This window comes from Actinokineospora sp. (genome assembly GCF_052390155.1).
GTDB lineage: Bacteria > Actinomycetota > Actinomycetes > Mycobacteriales > Pseudonocardiaceae > Actinokineospora.
In genome coordinates this window covers 46,412-61,902 of sequence record NZ_JBQTHF010000025.1, presented here as the reverse complement: position 1 = coordinate 61,902, position 15,491 = coordinate 46,412, and the positions used below count along the sequence as shown (strand labels likewise).

Below are 15,491 nucleotides of genomic sequence, written 5' to 3'. Positions count from 1 at the left end.
GGTGGCTCGCGCGCGGCGGGTCAGCTCGCCTCGGCGGCCATCCGCCGCCGCAGGCCGAGCGGCCGCATGTCGGTCCAGATCCGCTCGATGTGGTCGAGGCACTCCTCGCGGGTGCCCGAGGTGCCCTCGGCCCGCCAGCCCGCGGGCAGGCGTCGGTCGGCGAACCAGACCGAGTACTGCTCCTCGTCGTTGACGACGACCAGGTACGTTCCGTCAGCGGCCGACATTGCCTTCCCTTCTGCTGGAGCGATCGGACAGGAAGTCCGCGACGCGGACCCCGAAGTCGAGTTCGGTGGCCGTGTCGTAGACGTGCGCGGCGAGCGTCGCGTCGAGGGCACCGAGGCCGAAGGGGGAGAACACCACGGTCGCGGTCGGGTCGTACGGCAGGCTGGCGCGCTCGGTCAGCAGGTCGCCGATCTCGGCGGTGATGAACCCGCGGTGCCCGACGGCCTGCTGCGCCAGGTCGAGCGAGGTGCCCGCCCGGCAGACGTGGTCGGCGTCGTCGACCACGTTCGTGGCGGCGAGGATCGACTCGGGCGTCAGGTCGCGCAGGGACAGGTGCAGCAGCACGGTGCCCGGCTGACAGGGCTCGGTCGAGGTGTGCGGGGTGGCAGCCGTGGTGGCGATCGACACGATCCGGTGGGCGGCCAGCGCCGCATCGATGCCGCCGCCGATGTCGACCTCCAGGTCCGGCCACTGGTCGGCGACCCGGCCAGCGAACGCGCGGGCGCGGTCCGCGTCGAGGTCGAACAGCGTGACCCGGCGCAACCGCGGCAGCTGCCCGCGCAGGAACCGGAGCACCTCGTGGTTGATCACGCCGCAGCCGATGAGCGAGACACCCGCGCGGACGTAGTCCGGGGCGTCTGCGGTGAGCACCGCGGCCGCGATGGCCGCGCTCGCCGCGGTGCGCCGCGCGGAGATGACCGAGCCCTCCAGCAGCGCCACCGGCGTGCCGTCCACGACGGAGTTCAGCAGGATCGCGGCGGAGGCCCGCTCCTGGTCGTGCTGGATGTTGCCGGGGAACGACGCGATCCACTTGAGACTCGCGACGGGCCGGTCGCCGCCGACATAGGCGGGCAGCGCGATGATGCGGTTGCTGGTGTCGTTCGGAAACCGCAGGAACACCGAGTGCGGCACCGAGGTCTCCCGCCTGCAATGGGCGACGTAGGCGGTGCGGATCGCCTGGCACACCGCCTCGTCCGAGCTGTCCAGGACGGTGGTGACGTCGCTGTGGCGAAGGATCAACACCTCGTGCGCTCCTTCCACAAATGGCGGATGTCGCCGAAGTTCTCCGCCACCCAGGCGTCGGAGTAGATGGTGTCCAGGTAGCGCTCGCCTCGATCGGGCAGCAGCATCACGCAGGTCGAGTCGGCTGGCATCGTGTCGAGGAGCTGGCTGGTGGCGCTGACGACCGCGCCTGCGGAGCCGCCGCTCAGGATCGCCTCGGTGGCGACCAGCCGCCTGCAGCCCACCACGCAGTCCTGGTCGGTGACCCGGATGACCGTGTCCGCCATGCCCTCGTAGTGCAGGGCGGACCGGATCGCCGCGCCGTGCCCGGGAACCAGCCGCCGACAGGTGGTGGCGTCCCCGAAGATCGCGCTGCCCTCGGCGTCCACCGCGACGACATGGGTGGACAGCCCGTTCTTGGCGATGAACTGGGCGCACCCGCGGATGGTTCCGCAGGTGCCGGTCGCGACGATGACGTAATCGATGCGGCCGTCCAACTGCTCGGAGACCTCCCGCATCACCGTCTCCTGCGCCTCGGCGTTGAGCAGGTTGGCGTACTGGTTGGGCCAGAAGGCATTCGGGATGTCGAGCACGAGGTCGCGCACCCGCTGGATGCGGGCCGACAGGAAGTCGCCCACGTCGTTGTCCGGCTCGGTGACCATCTCGATCTTCGCGCCGTACGCGGTCAGGATCGCCAGGTTCTGCGGCGTCACCTTGGGGTCGACAACGCAGATGAAGCGGATGTCGAGCAGCCGACACACCTGCGCCAGCCCGATGCCGAGGTTGCCCGAACTCGACTCGATGACGGTCGACCGGCCCGCGATGAGCGTGCCCTCGTCGAGCGCGCCGAGTATCATGCCGATGGCGGCCCGATCCTTCATGCTGCCGCCCGGGTTCAGCGACTCCAGTTTGGCGTAGCAGCGCGTCGGAGAGTCTGCGAATAGTCGGGTCAACCGGACCAGCGGGGTTTTTCCGACGGCAGTGAGCACACCGCCGACGGACCGCGAATTTGTCGTCACATCGACCTATCCCGTGCTTATGCCGAACCGTTGTTCTGGGCCGTGACGGGAGTCTTGGTCGTGCTCCCGCTCGCATACGCGACACGCCGGACGCGCGCGGTGAACCCGTCGATCTCGTCGGCCTCGACCGAGGTGTCGACAATGAAACCCGCCAGGTCGCGGAACGTGTCGCCGCGGAATTCGCCGAGCGCCTCCAGCAGTTTCACTTCCAGGACGTTTTCCAGCTCCAGGACGACCTGGACCGTCGAGAAGGAGTCGAGGTCGCCGAGATCCGCGGGCTGCGGCACGTCGGGCTGCTCGTCGCAGATCACGTTCGCGGTCGCGCGAATCAACTCGGCCAGCTCGTCGACGAGGGCGTATTCGGTATTCGTGGCTTCATTGTTCGACATGGTCTTGCCAACACTCCTTACTTGTCGTCGGTCGGGCAAGGTTACCTTCGTACCGGCCCCGGCGACCAGAAATCACGGCCCGATCAGGGGATCCCGAGGGGTATTCCTACAAGAGTGTCGCCCATGGCGCCAGCGAACCCTAGCCGGTGGCCCGGAGAATGGTCAACGCGGTATAATTCACCGGCATAGTGCCCCTGTCCGGGGAAGCCTTCGAGGGTGTCGACCGGCCGGTTACGGTTCCCGCGGACCCTAGGCGTCCGGCAGCGGTCTGGTGCGCGATCCTGTCCCGCCAGCGGGACGGATCGCGACTCGGTATGGGTCAATAAGTGCAGGTCAGCGGTAGTTTTTGAGCGAAGTGCCGATGCCCTGCCCGCCGGTCGGACATGGACGGTGGCGCCGTGTTGGTTCAAGCTTGCGCAGTCGGCGCCCGCCGATCGGCGCCGGACCACCCGCGAATCGAGGACGACCAGCATGCTTTTTCCGCACGTCGATTCCCGGCAGATCCTGCTGCGGCCCGCGCGCGCCAAGGACGCCCTGTTGGTATACGAAATCCTGCTGCGCCTCGGCAGGCCCGGGCTGCCCATGGTCGACACGTTCATCGACTCCTTCGGCCAGGGTTTGTCGGCCTGTTTCCTCATTGTCCGCAAGGACACGAGCGACGTCGTCGGCGTGGCCCGGCTGGCCGAGCTGACCATGGCCGGACACCTGCGCGCCGAAGTGGACCTGCGCACCGACCAATCCGACTCGATCGCCCTTGAGGCGCATACGCTGACCGTCAACTTCGCGTTCTCCATGTGGCGCACGCAGAAGGTGTACTTTCACTCGACCCAGCCGGATGTCTCGTGCCTGGGGTTCGGCGTGGGCTACGCGGGTATGGTCGAGACCGAAGCCGTGCTGCGGGATTACACGTACTCGCACGGCCGCACCTGGGACGTGCACGTGTTCGCGATTCAGCGGACCCACTGGGACAGTTATGGTGTGGATCTCGTGAAGCAGATCGTCTGAAGTGTGTCGACGGTTATCCGAACCGATAGCCAGACCCTGGTGTGTGTGACTCCGTTCGGAGGTGAGGAGCCAAGATGACACTGCATGTCTGGGGCTATTTGGCGGAGTACGAGAAGGAGCGGGACGACATCCTCGATGCCGTCGACACGGTGTTCCGTTCCGGGAAGCTCGTACTCGGCCCCAGTGTGGACGCGTTCGAACGGGAGTTCGCCGCGTACAACGGCGTCGCGCACTGCGTGGGCGTCGACAACGGGACCAACGCGATCGTGCTCGGCCTGCGCGCCATCGGCGTCGGCCGCGGCGACGAGGTGATCACGGTCTCGAACACCGCCGCGCCCACGGTGGTGGCGATCGACGCGATCGGCGCGACGCCCGTGTTCGTCGACGTCGACCGCGACACCTACCTGATGAACGTCGACCAGGTGGCCGCCGCGATCACCGAGCGGACCCGGTGCATCCTGCCCGTGCACCTGTACGGCCAGTGCGTCGACATGGCCCCGCTGCAGGCGCTCGCCGCCAAGCACGGCCTGCCGATCTTCGAGGACTGCGCGCAGGCGCACGGTGCCCGCCACCACGGCCAGATCGCGGGCTCGATGGGCAAGGCCGCCGGATTCTCCTTCTACCCGACCAAAGTCCTCGGGGCCTACGGCGACGGCGGCGCGGCGACCACCGACGACGCCGAGGTGCACGCGAACCTGCGGCGCCTGCGGTACTACGGGATGGAAAGCCAGTACTACGTCGTCTCGACGCCGGGGTACAACAGCCGCCTCGACGAGGTGCAGGCCGAGATCCTGCGCCGCAAGCTCGGCAGGCTCGACGGCTACATCGCCAAGCGGCAGACGATCGCGGCCCGGTACGCCGACGCGTTCGCGGGCACCGACCTGGTCGTGCCCAAGATCGCCGAGGGCAACGAGCACGTCTACTACGTCTACGTGGTCCGCCACCCCAAGCGCGACAAGATCATCGAGGCGCTCAAGGCGCACGACATCTTCCTGAACATCAGCTACCCGTGGCCGGTGCACACCCAGTCCGGGTTCGCCCACCTCGGGTACGGGACGGGTTCCCTGCCGGTCACCGAGGAGGTGGCGGGCGAGATCTTCTCGCTGCCCATGTTCGCCTCGCTGACCGACCTCGACCAGGAGCGGGTCGTGGACAAGGTCCGCGACGTGCTGGCGACCGTCTGAGCGCGACCGAGAAACGGGGAGGGATGATCGGCATGGAGCTACTGACGGCAACACAGGTGGCGCTCAACCACCGGCGGCGGGCGACCAACGACGCGGCGATGATGTCCACGGTCGACTTCTACGACTGGTGGGCGCAGCGCGACGGGTCCGGCCACGTCGTCGAGCAGATCCCCTTCTCCGCGCTGGACGCGTGGGTCTTCGACGCGGGCACCGGCAATCTTGGGCACGAGAGCGGCCGCTTCTTCACCATCGAGGGCCTGCAGGTGCGCGACGGTGGACTGGACACCTGGGCGCAGCCGATCATCAACCAGCCCGAGATCGGCATCCTGGGCATCGTGGTCAAGGAGTTCGGCGGGGTCCTGCACTGCCTGATGCAGGCGAAGATGGAACCCGGCAACATCAACACGTTGCAGCTCTCCCCGACCGTGCAGGCCACCCGCAGCAACTACACGCAGGTTCACCGCGGCAGCAGCACCCGCTACCTGGAGTACTTCGTCGGACCCGACCGCGGCCAGGTGCTCGTCGACGTGCTGCAGTCCGAGCAGGGCGCCTGGTTCTGGCGCAAGCGCAACCGGAACATGGTTGTGCTGGTCAGTGGCGACGTCCCGGTGCACGAGGACTTCTGCTGGCTCAGCCTCGCCCAGATCCGCGAGCTGACCCAGGCGGAGAACCTGGTCAACATGGACGCCCGCACGGTGCTGTCGTGCATGCCGTTCGCCGAGCCCGACGCCGACAGTTCGACCGGCGACGCCTTCGCCGACAGCCTCGCGCGATCGTACCGGTACCTGACCGACGGCAGCGAGAACCACGCGCAGCACACGGCGGGGGAGATCCTGAGCTGGTTCACCGAGTCGAAGACCCGGTGCGACTGGACGGCTCGGCTCGCGCCGCTGACCACGGTCGGCGGCTGGTCGCGCGACGACATGGAGATCGCCGACGACGCGCGCGACCAGTTCAGGATCATCGCGGTCGAGGTGCAGACCGGCACCAGGGAAGTGCGGCGGTGGACACAGCCGCTGCTCTACCCGCGCGGGCAGGGGCGGGCGGTCTTTCTCGCGCGCCCCATCGACGGTGTGCTGCACCTGCTGGTGCAGGCCCGGCCCGAGTACGGGCTGATGGACATGGTCGAGATGGCCCCGACGGTGCACCTGCTGCCGGGGATGGATGTGTCGTCCATCCCGGACTCGTTCGTGCGCGACGCGCTGGACTCGGCGAACTCGACGGTCCGGTACGACAACGTGCTCTCCGAGGAGGGCGGCCGATTCTACCGGGCGCTGACCAGGTACCAGATCGTCGAGGTCGGCGACGAGGTGCCGGTCGACGTGCCGCCCAACATGTGCTGGATGACCGTGCGCCAATTGACGGATCTGTTGCGGCACGGCCACTACCTCAATATCGAGGCCCGTAGTCTGCTCGCCTGCCTGCACAGCCTGTGCTGAGCCGAACCGAACCTGGAGCACGATGCGACTGCTGTTCACGACTGCCCCGCTGCGCGGCCAGTTCTTTCCGCTGGTGCCGCTGGCCTGGGCCGCCCGCGCGCTCGGCCACGAGGTCTTGGTCGCCACGACCGACAACCTCGTGCCCACGGTGCTGCGGTCGGGCCTGCCCGCGGTGTCGTGGGGGCCCGCGGTGGACTTCGTGGACCTGGTCGCCGACACCGTGCACAACACCGTTGCGAACAACACTGGCGGGTCGCGCGGTGAGCGCAACTTCGCGCACGGTCGGGCGTTCGGCGCCATGGCAGGCGCGTGCCTGGCCGGGGCGCGGTCGCTGGTGGTGAAGTGGCGCCCGGACCTGCTCGTGTGTGAGCGGGCCGAGTACGCCGGGCCGATCGCCGCCCGGGAGAACGACGTTCCCTCAGTGCAGTACCAGTGGGGCGTGGCGCCGCTGGCGGAGTACCCGCTGGCCGTGGCGGCCGAACTGGCCGACGAACTGGGCGGGGCCGCGCTGCCCGATCCCATCGAGGTGCTCAACGCCTGGCCGCCGGGAATGCGGCTGCCGCACGCGGTGGACCATCACGGACTGCGGGCGGTGGCCTACAACGGCGACGCGCTGGTGCCGTCCTGGGTGCTGGAGCCGCGGACGGCGCCACGGGTGTGCGTGAGCTTCGGCACCGTGGCGCCGCGGATGGCTGGATTGCCCGCGATCCAGACATTGCCCGCGGTACTTGACGGTCTGGCGCGGCTCGGGGTGGAACCCGTCGTCGCGATGGAAGACGAGGCCGCGGCGGGGTTGCCCGCGCCGGCCCGCGCCGGTGCCCGATTCGGCCGGTTGCCGTTGGCGCAGGTCTTGCCCACCTGTGACCTGGTGGTCAACCACGGCGGGCAGGGTACGGTGCTGACCGCACTGGCCGCGGGCTGCCCGCAGCTCGTGCTGCCGCAGTTCGACGATCAGTTCGACAACGCCGACGCCGTGCGGCGGGCGGGGGCGGGCATGAGCCTGACCCCGGACGAGGCCACCGCGGCCGCGGTGGTCGACCGGTGCGCGGCGCTGCTGGAGAACGCCGCGCCCACCGTGGCGGCCGCGGGCCGGGTCGCCGAGGAATTGGCGGCGCTGCCGTCGCCGGTAGAGGTAGTGGATCAATTGGAAAAGTGGGTCGGGCGATGATGTCGCCCCCTGCCCGTGCACTTCGAGTCCCGCTGGGTCGCGCGCCGCGTTTGGAGTCTGGTCGGTCATGTTCACTTCTCTGAGGGTCAGCGAGATGGCGGTGCTGAACGCCTATCGAATAGTGCCCGAGCAGCACCCGGATCAACGCGGCTCGTTCCACGAGGGGTTCCGTTCCGGTGTGCTCTCCGACGTCATCGGCTACCCTTTCGTGATCGGTCAGGCGAACTATTCGACGAGCCAGCGCAATACGGTGCGCGGCATTCACGGCACGTCGATCCCGCCTGGACAGGCGAAGCTGGTCACCTGCGTGCGGGGCGCGGTGCTGGACGTGGTCGTCGATCTGCGGGTCGGGTCGCCGACCTTCGGACAATTCGACGTGACCCGACAGGATGCGGAGTCCGGTATCGCGGTGTATCTCGCCGACGGGCTGGGGCACGCGTTCCACGCGCTGACCGACGACGCGTGCATGAATTATCTTTGCTCGGAAGCGTACGTACCGGGGACTATGATTGAGATCAACCCGCTGGATCCCGATATCGGTATTCCGTGGGCGCTGACCGAGCCGCCGATCATCTCGGAAAAAGATGGCAACGCGCCGAACCTGGCAGAGGCGATGTCAAGCGGGCTGCTACCGACGTACGAGGACTGCCTTGCCCACTACGCGGCCTTGAAGGCCGGTCCTTCGCCACGCTGACTGCGCGGCGGAGGACCGGCATCCGAACGCCTTCCATCCTCGTCGAGCGGAGTTCCCCACGATGATGACCGTCAACACCGCCGACCGGTTGCGCATGGGTGTGATCGGGTGCGCCGACATCGCGTGGCGCCGGACGCTGCCCGCGATGACGTCGAACCCGTCGATCGACATCACCGCGATCGCCAGCCGCGACCTCCGCCGGGCGACGAGGTTCACCGACGAGTTCGGTGGCGTTCCGCTCGAAGGCTACGACGCCCTCGTCGAGCGCGACGACGTGGACGCGGTCTATATCCCGCTGCCCGGCAGGCTGCACGCGGAGTGGATCATCAAGGCGCTGGACGCGGGCAAGCACGTGCTCGCCGAGAAGCCCATGACCGACAGCCACGCCGAGACCAAGCGCCTGGTCGAGTTGGCCCGCTCGCGCGGACTCGTGCTGCTGGAGAACTACATGTTCGTGCACCACTCGCAGCACGCGGCGGTGCGCAAACTGCTCGCCGACGGCGTGATCGGCGAGATGCGCGGATTCTCGGCGGAGTTCACCTTCCCGCCGAAACCGCAGGGCGACATCCGCTACCAGCGCAACGTCGGCGGCGGCGCCTTCTTCGACTTCGGCGGCTATCCCGTGCGGGCCGCCCTGCACTTCCTCGGCAGCGACCTGCAGGTCGTCGGCGCGGTCTTCCGGTGCGACCGGGAACTGGACGTGGTGATGTCGGGCGGCATCCTGCTCAGCACCTCGCACGGCGTCACCGCGCAGCTCACCTTCGGGATGGAGCACTCCTACCGCAACAGCTACAGCATCGCCGGGAGCAAGGGCCGGATGCTGCTCGACCGCGCGTTCACCCCCCCGGCCACGCACTGCCCGGTGCTGCGGATCGAGCGCCAGGACCACCGCGAAGAGCTGGTCCTGCCCGCCGACCACCAGTTCCCCAACATGATCAACGTCTTCGTCCGAGCCGTCCTCGACGGCGGCGACATGCGATCGCATGACGAGGGCACGCTGCAGCAGGCACTGCTGGTCGAGCAGATCCAGCAGCAGGCCGTACACATGACGATCTGAGGCCACGCGGCGCCGGGCACCACCGACGGCAGTTATGGCGAAACTGTGCTCGGCCGTCGCCCCGTCTCCCAAAATTCCACCAGCCCCCGCCGGACCTGCTCCGTCGGAATCTCGGCACTGGCAGGCACCTCGGAGCTGCTGCCCGCGTAGATATAGGCGACGGTTCCGGTCAAGGTCTGGTCACCCCGCGACCAGCCGCCCTCATCTCGACTGCTGTAACCAATGAACCCGTTGTCCCGACCCAAACCGACTTCGAGCACCGGAGAACGCCGCACGTCTGCCAATACGACCTGGATCATCGGCGGCGCGACGTGGTCTTTGGTTTCGTCCAGTACCCGGTCCACAAGGGCGTCCAACCTCGGCGAGCGTCTGCACCAGGATTGCCTGCTCGCCAGGTCCGAAGTCGTTTGCCGGCACCTGGTCATACCAGATTTCGAGGGCTACCACTGCTCGCCTCCGGGCGTGTCGGTATGACTAGATCGACCAGACCCGGCTGGTGATGTGCGGGAATCCTGGCCGTCGCTATGGGGCGATGCCGAGGTCGAGGCCGACCTCGGCGTACCGGCGGACGATCTCCGGCTTGCGGGTGCTGAACTTCGCGTGGGCGGCTTCGAGGAAGTCGCGGACGAAGCCGGTGCCCTCGCCGAACTTCTCCACTTCCTGCGGGAGGTCGATGACCCGGTCCGACCCGGGGCCGCGGAACACGCCCATCGGGTCGTGGCCCTGGCGCACCCGTTCAGCCTGGTCGAACAGCATCTGCCGGAGCATGATCACGCCGCGGTCGACGGTGCCGAGGCGTTCGCGGGTGCGGTCGGCGATCCGGCCCTGGGTGACCCAGGCCATGATGTCCTGTCCCTCGACGTGGTCCAGGCGGAAGTCGCCATCCGGCAGGCGCCAGGGTACGTCGTAGGAGGTGATCGGTCCCGGGGCGGGGACGGGCAGGCCGCCGGGCCGATACGCGGTGTACCAGAGCACCCACGTGTTCTCGTCATCGATCGGGACGCGCAGGTGGAAGCCGAAGCTGCCGCCGCCGCCGAGGCGCAGCATGTTCGGGAACACCAGCGGGTGGCCGATGGACCAGTCCTCCGCGCTGGCGTCCTGGCCCTCCAGTTGGCGGCGCATCAGGATGCCGTAGTCGGTGCTGTCGAACCGGACCTCGCGGTTGAGCCGGGAGAACGTCTTCGGGATCTCGACCGGCAGGCCCCGGCTGTTGAGCCACTCGCTGTATCGGCCGTGCAGCCACGCGACGTGGTCGAGGTCGACCGCGTTCTCCATGATCTGCACGAAGTTGCACGGCACGATGGTGTGCCCGATGTCGCGGATCGCGTCGTCCCAGCAGAACAGGTCGTAGCGGGGCAGGGTCGGTGTCGGCTGGGGACCGAGGTAGGCGAAGACCAGCCCGCCGAGTTCCTCGACCGGGTAGGTCTTGACCCGAACCTTGTCGGCGAAGGTGGAGTCGGCGGGTTCTCCTGGCTGCTCCAGGCAGGCGCCGGTGCCGTCGAAAAGCCAGCCGTGGTAGGCGCAGCGCAGGCCCTGGGACTCCACGATCGCGTAGGACAGCGCCGTCCCGCGGTGCGGGCACCGGTCTTCGTGCAGGTGCACCGAACCGTTGGAAAGCCGGTACAGCACCAGATCCTCGCCGAGCAGGCGGACCTTGCGCAGATCCCGCACCGGCAGATCGGCGCTGATCGCGACCGGGTACCAGTAGCGCCGCATCAGCTCGCCCATCGGCGTCCCGGGGCCGAATCGGGTCAGCGTCTCGTTGCGTTCAGCGGACAGCACGCGGTTCCTCCTCGCCGCCGGCGCCACGGGTCAGTGGCTCGGTGTCGACTGCTCGTCCGGCCACGACGGCGGCCGGGGTGTTGTCGATCCCTTGGCGCCCAAGGGATCTGGCTTACTCGTAGCCGTACTGGACGAGAATGTTGCCGAACTTCTCGGCGAAGACGTCGATGTTGCGTCGGGTGAACTTCTCGCGCCAGCCGCCGCTGCGGCCGACGTGGAAGCTCCACGCGTTGGGGTTGTAGACCGCGTCGGCGACCGCCTCGGCGTCCCGGTCGGAGCCGACGTGGTCGAGGATCCGGTTCACGGTCTCGACCTGCCGCTCCCGGGACTCGCCGCCGCGCGGGCCGACCAGGTCCTCGTAGCGCACCTTGCAGACCTTCGGGTGGTTCAGCAGCCAGAGCGCCTTGACGAACTGGTCGTGGCCGAGGAAAGCCGGGTCCTGCAGGGCGTAGTCGATCTTCTCTTCCCAGGTCGGCTTGCTCGCCAGGATCGCGCTGAAGATGTCCGCCTCGAAGAAGTTGCCGTACCCCTCGCGGGTCCGGCCCTCCAAGAAGTTGATCATCGAGATGACCGTGTCGCGCGGGTCCCGGTAGTTGAGCACCAGCGGCGGGCTCTCGGTGTCCACCCACTCGTTGAGGAAGCTGCCGTCGACGCGGTGGATGTCCAGCTCGTGGAAGATCCAGCACAGGCCGGGCGGTGTGTCGGCGAAGCGGGTGAACGGCAGGTACGGGTTGGTGATGACCGCGTCGGCGAAGTCGATCCGGGTCTGCCCGTACCGGTTGACCACGTGCTGGCCGAGCCGCTGCTGCCAGTGCCAGTACAGCCCGGACCAGGCGTCGCCGGTGCGGGTGGCGAACTCTTCGGTTCCCCGCAGCTCCAACAGTTCGTCATAGTCCATTTTGGACAGCACGAGCGCGGCGACGGCCTGGAGCTGCTCGTCGTCGAAGGTGGGCATGGTGCGCGGCGACGGCCGCGGCACCCCGACGATCTTGTAGTCCAGCTCCAGCATCAGCTCCTGCAGCAGGTGGGTGCCGGACTTCATGAACGAGATGGCCATCGCGCGCGGAGCGACCGGCATGTCTTTCCTCTCCTACCCTCGGCCAGCTTCGGTCAGCGGACGCCGCACGCGGCGGTACAGCACGCCCTCACTCCAGACCAGGTCGATCTCCCCCCAGGTCAGCGCGGACAGCGTGTCCTGGAAGAACCCGGAACCGCGGGCGCCCGCGCCGGTCATCGCCAGCACCGGGACGCCGCTCCAACCGCGGTACTCGCGCAGGATCGCCCGGAGCACCGGATTGTCCTCGCGGGTGATCGTCAGCATCCTGGTCGTGCCGTCGGGATGCGCGGCGGCCGGGATCCGGTCCACCCACTCGGCCCGGACCCGGTGCTCGAACTGGCTGTAGGGGTCCGGCCCGCTCGGCTCGAACACCTCCGCCACGTGCTCGGCCAGGCAGATCGGCGTGAGCGGGCGGTGCTGGTCGTGCCCGGTGACCTGGTTGAGGTGGTCGCGCACCGCGGGGTCGACGGCGGGCGCGAGCACGCACCTGGCGCCGAGCGGGCGCGGCCCGAGCTGCGCCCGGCCGTACAGCACGACCGCGGGCCTGCCGGTCACGTGGATGAGCCGGGCCAGTTCCTCCGGCCGACACGGCGAGATCGACCAGTCGGGCGGCATGTGCGGATGGCGCGCGAGTTCCGGGCCGAGCCGCGGGCTCCAGTCCAGCGCGCGCAGTCCGCCCTGGCGGCCGAGGTGCGCCGCCGCGACGCCGATCGCCGACCCCGAGGCGTCCGGGAACGGCGGGACGTACAGCTCCTTGACCGCCGACTGCCGCCGCAGCGTCGAGTTCAGTGTGACGTCGAGCGCGCAACTGCCGGTGAAGCAGAGGTTGACCTGCTCGCCGCGGTACCGGTCGCGCAGCGCGTGGTCGAGCCGGTCGAGCAGGAGTTCCTCGGTGACGCGGTACAGGCTCGCGATCACGTCGTCGTTCTGGGCGCCGAGCCGCGTCATGTGCGCGTGGGCCAGGGCGAGGTACTCGTGGGTGTAGGTGTGCGAGGGCTCCGCGGACGTGCCGCAGCCGGTGATCGTCTCTCGGTACTCCCTGGCCACCGGCGTGTCCGCCTCGAACCGGGTGTGGAACGCCTCGCGGAACACCGCGGTCAGCTCGTCGCGGGCGGTGCCGAGGGTCGCGCGCGTGATCACGGCGTCGACGGCGGCGGTGTCCTCCTGGTCGGCGACGTCGCGGCCCCGGTTCGGGCCGAATCGGGCGTAGGCCAGGGCGTAGACGTCGCCGATGAGCGCCAGCAGCGCGCCGCCCGGCTCGACCTGCCCGGTCGAGTCGACGTGGTAGAGCCGCGGGAAGCTGCCCGCGTCCCAGACCAGGACGACCGCGGGCTCCTGGCGGACGGCGAACGGGCTGGTGCAGTAGGCCGCGGCCACCATGCCCGCCACCTTGGCGTAGCTCGCGTAGGTCGTCGGCCGCCCGCCCAGGTCGAGTTCGCCGAGGTGGGCGGGCTCGCCGGGATTCGGGGTCCACTCGGTTTCCAGATACGGTGCGAGATCCACCGTGACGGCCGAGCCGCCCGCGCGGACCCGGAGTTGGCCGGCCTTCGCGCCGTCCCAGCCGTCGATCGCCCATTCGTCGATCTCGGCGACGTCGATCGAGTAGCGGGCGAGTATCCGCGGAATCTCCGCGAGATCCACGTCCCCGGCCGCCGACCGGTGAATGTCGTGGCTGAACTCCAGCTTGCCGTCCCGGATGAGGGCGAAACCGCCGCGCTTGCTCAGGTTGAGCCCCGCAGTCATCATGGGTATCCTCCCGTCCGTATTCGGGCTGTTCCCGCAAAGCGCGGCCGGATCTCGACCGGCCCGCTCGATCCCGACATTACTTCATGCCTTGGCCGGACCATTCCGCACCGGCGCTCGGGCGTGGTGCGGGAATTCGTGTCGGCACAGTGGTTGTCAGCACAGTGATACACGGCCGACGGCCAGTGGTGAAGGCTAGTGGGAGTTCGCGGGCAGGGTCAACGCGGAAAACCGCCGCGTACAGCGTGGTCGGCCCTGGGCACCGTCCCGCTGGCGGGACAGCGCGCCGGGGGCGAGGCGGACTCGTCGCAAGCCGCTCATTGCGCGGGCGGCGCGTTCCGTGTGAGACTCGGCGCCGGTCGGGCAGGCATTGTTTGCGTACGATTTCCTACTGCGTTGGCGGGCCAAAGCGGGAACGCGCGTGACCACACGTCTACTATCGGGTGGACCGTCCTCAGGAGCTTTGAATGTCGAATGATTCCCAATGTCGGGTTTGCGGCGGTGCGGTCCGCGAGTTCTTTGACTTCGGCCGCCAGCCGCTCTCCGATGCCTTTCTCCTGCCGAATGCCGACCAGAGCGCGGAGTTCTTCTTCCGGCTCGCCACCGGCATCTGCGGCGACTGCACGATGGTGCAGTTGATGGAGGAGGTGCCCAGGGACCGCATGTTCCACGACGAGTACCCGTACTACTCGTCCGGCTCGGCCTACATGCGCACCCACTTCGAGGAGCTGGCCAAGCGGCTGCTCGCCACCGAACTCACCGGGGACGACCCGTTCGTGGTCGAGGTCGGCTGCAACGACGGGGTCATGCTCGGCGCGCTCGCCGACGCGGGGATCCGGCACCTCGGCGTGGAGCCGTCGGGCAGCGTCGCCGACGTCGCGGCCGCCAAGGGGATCAAGGTCCGCAAGTCGTTCTTCGAGCTGTCGACAGCCGAGGACATCCTGCGCACCGAGGGCAAGGCCGCGGTCATCTACGCGGCCAACACGCTGTGCCACATCCCCTACATCGGGTCGATCCTCAGCGGCGTCGCGGCGCTGCTGGAGCCGACCGGCGTGTTCGTCTTCGAAGACCCGTACCTCGGCGACATCGTCGCGCGGACCTCGTTCGACCAGATCTACGACGAGCACTTCTTCTTCTTCACCGCGCGTTCCGTGCAGGCCATGGCCGCGCGCAACGGGCTCGAACTGGTGGACGTGGAGCGCATCCCGGTGCACGGCGGCGAGGTCCGCTACACCCTCGCGCTCGCGGGCGCCCGGCAGCCGACCGCCGCCGTGGCGGACCTGCTGGCCGAGGAGAAGGCCGACAAGCTCGACGACATCGCCACCCTGCGGCGGTTCGGCGAGAAGGTGCTCGCGACCAAGCACGAGCTGGCCGCCCTGCTCAGCGGGCTGGCCGCCGACGGCAAGCGGGTGGTCGGGTACGGCGCGACCGCGAAGAGCGCCACGGTGACGAACTTCGTCGGAATCGGACCCGAGCTGCTCCCGTTCGTGTGCGACAGCACGCCCGCGAAGCAGAACCGGCTGACACCGGGCACGCACATTCCGGTCCAGCCGCCCCAGGCGTTCTCGGATCCGTATCCAGATTACGCGCTGCTGTTCGCGTGGAACCATGCCGACGAGATCATGGCCAAAGAGCAGGCGTTTCGCGAGTCCGGCGGCAAGTGGATCCTGTACGTGCCCGACGTGCGGATCGTCTGAGCGGTTTCTGCGGTCCCGAATTCGGTGCGC

At 68.6% G+C, this 15,491-nt stretch carries 15 protein-coding genes; 7 read left to right on the top strand and 8 right to left on the bottom strand.

All coding sequences use genetic code 11. From position 1 onward, the window contains the following. Nucleotides 1–20: 20 nt before the first annotated feature. Genes ACT4N7_RS09535 through ACT4N7_RS09520 form a run of 4 tightly spaced genes read right to left on the bottom strand, consistent with a single transcriptional unit; the run spans nucleotide 21 to nucleotide 2,635 of the window. Nucleotides 21–227: an MbtH family protein gene (locus ACT4N7_RS09535; RefSeq protein WP_444828263.1), complete on the bottom strand. Its 207-nt coding sequence runs from the start codon at nucleotides 225–227 to the stop codon at nucleotides 21–23. Then, complete coding sequence (gene sbnB, locus ACT4N7_RS09530) at nucleotides 214–1,248, bottom strand: 2,3-diaminopropionate biosynthesis protein SbnB (RefSeq protein WP_444828262.1); 1,035 nt, start codon at nucleotides 1,246–1,248, stop codon at nucleotides 214–216. Before sbnB ends, ACT4N7_RS09535 begins: the two co-directional genes overlap by 14 nt. Then, complete coding sequence (sbnA, locus tag ACT4N7_RS09525; protein WP_444828281.1) at nucleotides 1,242–2,216, bottom strand: 2,3-diaminopropionate biosynthesis protein SbnA; 975 nt, start codon at nucleotides 2,214–2,216, stop codon at nucleotides 1,242–1,244. The genes sbnB and sbnA overlap by 7 nt, the downstream gene beginning before the upstream one ends. A 47-nt stretch (nucleotides 2,217–2,263) precedes the next feature. Continuing rightward, a complete protein-coding gene (locus tag ACT4N7_RS09520; RefSeq protein WP_444828261.1) occupies nucleotides 2,264–2,635 on the bottom strand; it encodes a hypothetical protein in 372 nt (123 codons plus the stop codon). A 471-nt stretch (nucleotides 2,636–3,106) separates the two neighbouring features. Between ACT4N7_RS09520 and ACT4N7_RS09515 the strand changes: the two genes are divergently transcribed. The 6 genes from ACT4N7_RS09515 to ACT4N7_RS09490 all read left to right on the top strand — a co-directional run bounded on the left by ACT4N7_RS09515 (nucleotide 3,107) and on the right by ACT4N7_RS09490 (nucleotide 9,182). Beyond that, complete coding sequence (locus ACT4N7_RS09515; protein ID WP_444828260.1) at nucleotides 3,107–3,640, top strand: hypothetical protein; 534 nt, start codon at nucleotides 3,107–3,109, stop codon at nucleotides 3,638–3,640. Between the two features lie 74 nt (nucleotides 3,641–3,714). Further along, nucleotides 3,715–4,824, top strand: a complete 1,110-nt coding sequence (locus ACT4N7_RS09510; protein WP_444828259.1) for a DegT/DnrJ/EryC1/StrS family aminotransferase — start codon at nucleotides 3,715–3,717, stop codon at nucleotides 4,822–4,824. Nucleotides 4,825–4,856: 32 nt separating this feature from the next. Beyond that, nucleotides 4,857–6,263: an NDP-hexose 2,3-dehydratase family protein gene (locus tag ACT4N7_RS09505; RefSeq protein ID WP_444828258.1), complete on the top strand. Its 1,407-nt coding sequence runs from the start codon at nucleotides 4,857–4,859 to the stop codon at nucleotides 6,261–6,263. A 22-nt stretch (nucleotides 6,264–6,285) separates the two neighbouring features. Then, nucleotides 6,286–7,431: a nucleotide disphospho-sugar-binding domain-containing protein gene (locus tag ACT4N7_RS09500; RefSeq protein WP_444828257.1), complete on the top strand. Its 1,146-nt coding sequence runs from the start codon at nucleotides 6,286–6,288 to the stop codon at nucleotides 7,429–7,431. 94 nt (nucleotides 7,432–7,525) lie between these two features. Further along, a complete protein-coding gene (locus ACT4N7_RS09495; protein ID WP_444828256.1) occupies nucleotides 7,526–8,125 on the top strand; it encodes a dTDP-4-dehydrorhamnose 3,5-epimerase family protein in 600 nt (199 codons plus the stop codon). Between the two features lie 64 nt (nucleotides 8,126–8,189). Continuing rightward, complete coding sequence (locus ACT4N7_RS09490; RefSeq protein WP_444828255.1) at nucleotides 8,190–9,182, top strand: Gfo/Idh/MocA family protein; 993 nt, start codon at nucleotides 8,190–8,192, stop codon at nucleotides 9,180–9,182. Nucleotides 9,183–9,214: 32 nt separating this feature from the next. On the opposite strand, the gene ACT4N7_RS09485 is transcribed toward ACT4N7_RS09490, so the two are convergent. The 4 genes from ACT4N7_RS09485 to ACT4N7_RS09470 form a co-directional block, all read right to left on the bottom strand. Then, nucleotides 9,215–9,538, bottom strand: a complete 324-nt coding sequence (locus tag ACT4N7_RS09485; protein ID WP_444828254.1) for an Imm1 family immunity protein — start codon at nucleotides 9,536–9,538, stop codon at nucleotides 9,215–9,217. Nucleotides 9,539–9,704: 166 nt separating this feature from the next. Continuing rightward, nucleotides 9,705–10,964, bottom strand: coding sequence for a Rieske 2Fe-2S domain-containing protein (locus tag ACT4N7_RS09480; RefSeq protein WP_444828253.1), 1,260 nt, complete (start codon nucleotides 10,962–10,964; stop codon nucleotides 9,705–9,707). A gap of 112 nt (nucleotides 10,965–11,076) precedes the next feature. Then, on the bottom strand, nucleotides 11,077–12,042 hold the full coding sequence (locus ACT4N7_RS09475) for a hypothetical protein (RefSeq protein ID WP_444828252.1): 966 nt from the start codon (nucleotides 12,040–12,042) through the stop codon (nucleotides 11,077–11,079). 12 nt (nucleotides 12,043–12,054) lie between these two features. Beyond that, on the bottom strand, nucleotides 12,055–13,764 hold the full coding sequence (locus ACT4N7_RS09470) for a carbamoyltransferase N-terminal domain-containing protein (protein ID WP_444828251.1): 1,710 nt from the start codon (nucleotides 13,762–13,764) through the stop codon (nucleotides 12,055–12,057). Between the two features lie 467 nt (nucleotides 13,765–14,231). Between ACT4N7_RS09470 and ACT4N7_RS09465 the strand changes: the two genes are divergently transcribed. Then, nucleotides 14,232–15,461: a methyltransferase domain-containing protein gene (locus ACT4N7_RS09465; protein WP_444828250.1), complete on the top strand. Its 1,230-nt coding sequence runs from the start codon at nucleotides 14,232–14,234 to the stop codon at nucleotides 15,459–15,461. Nucleotides 15,462–15,491 lie beyond the last annotated feature (30 nt).

Coding starts and splice junctions, on each gene's coding strand:
- ACT4N7_RS09520 (WP_444828261.1), bottom strand. CDS start 2,635: ATGTCGAACAATGAAGCCACGAATACCGAATACGCCCTCGTCGACGAG.
- ACT4N7_RS09490 (WP_444828255.1), top strand. CDS start 8,190: ATGACCGTCAACACCGCCGACCGGTTGCGCATGGGTGTGATCGGGTGC.
- ACT4N7_RS09510 (WP_444828259.1), top strand. CDS start 3,715: ATGACACTGCATGTCTGGGGCTATTTGGCGGAGTACGAGAAGGAGCGG.
- ACT4N7_RS09505 (WP_444828258.1), top strand. CDS start 4,857: ATGGAGCTACTGACGGCAACACAGGTGGCGCTCAACCACCGGCGGCGG.
- ACT4N7_RS09470 (WP_444828251.1), bottom strand. CDS start 13,764: ATGACTGCGGGGCTCAACCTGAGCAAGCGCGGCGGTTTCGCCCTCATC.
- ACT4N7_RS09465 (WP_444828250.1), top strand. CDS start 14,232: ATGTCGAATGATTCCCAATGTCGGGTTTGCGGCGGTGCGGTCCGCGAG.
- ACT4N7_RS09475 (WP_444828252.1), bottom strand. CDS start 12,042: ATGCCGGTCGCTCCGCGCGCGATGGCCATCTCGTTCATGAAGTCCGGC.
- ACT4N7_RS09515 (WP_444828260.1), top strand. CDS start 3,107: ATGCTTTTTCCGCACGTCGATTCCCGGCAGATCCTGCTGCGGCCCGCG.
- ACT4N7_RS09500 (WP_444828257.1), top strand. CDS start 6,286: ATGCGACTGCTGTTCACGACTGCCCCGCTGCGCGGCCAGTTCTTTCCG.
- ACT4N7_RS09535 (WP_444828263.1), bottom strand. CDS start 227: ATGTCGGCCGCTGACGGAACGTACCTGGTCGTCGTCAACGACGAGGAG.
- ACT4N7_RS09495 (WP_444828256.1), top strand. CDS start 7,526: ATGGCGGTGCTGAACGCCTATCGAATAGTGCCCGAGCAGCACCCGGAT.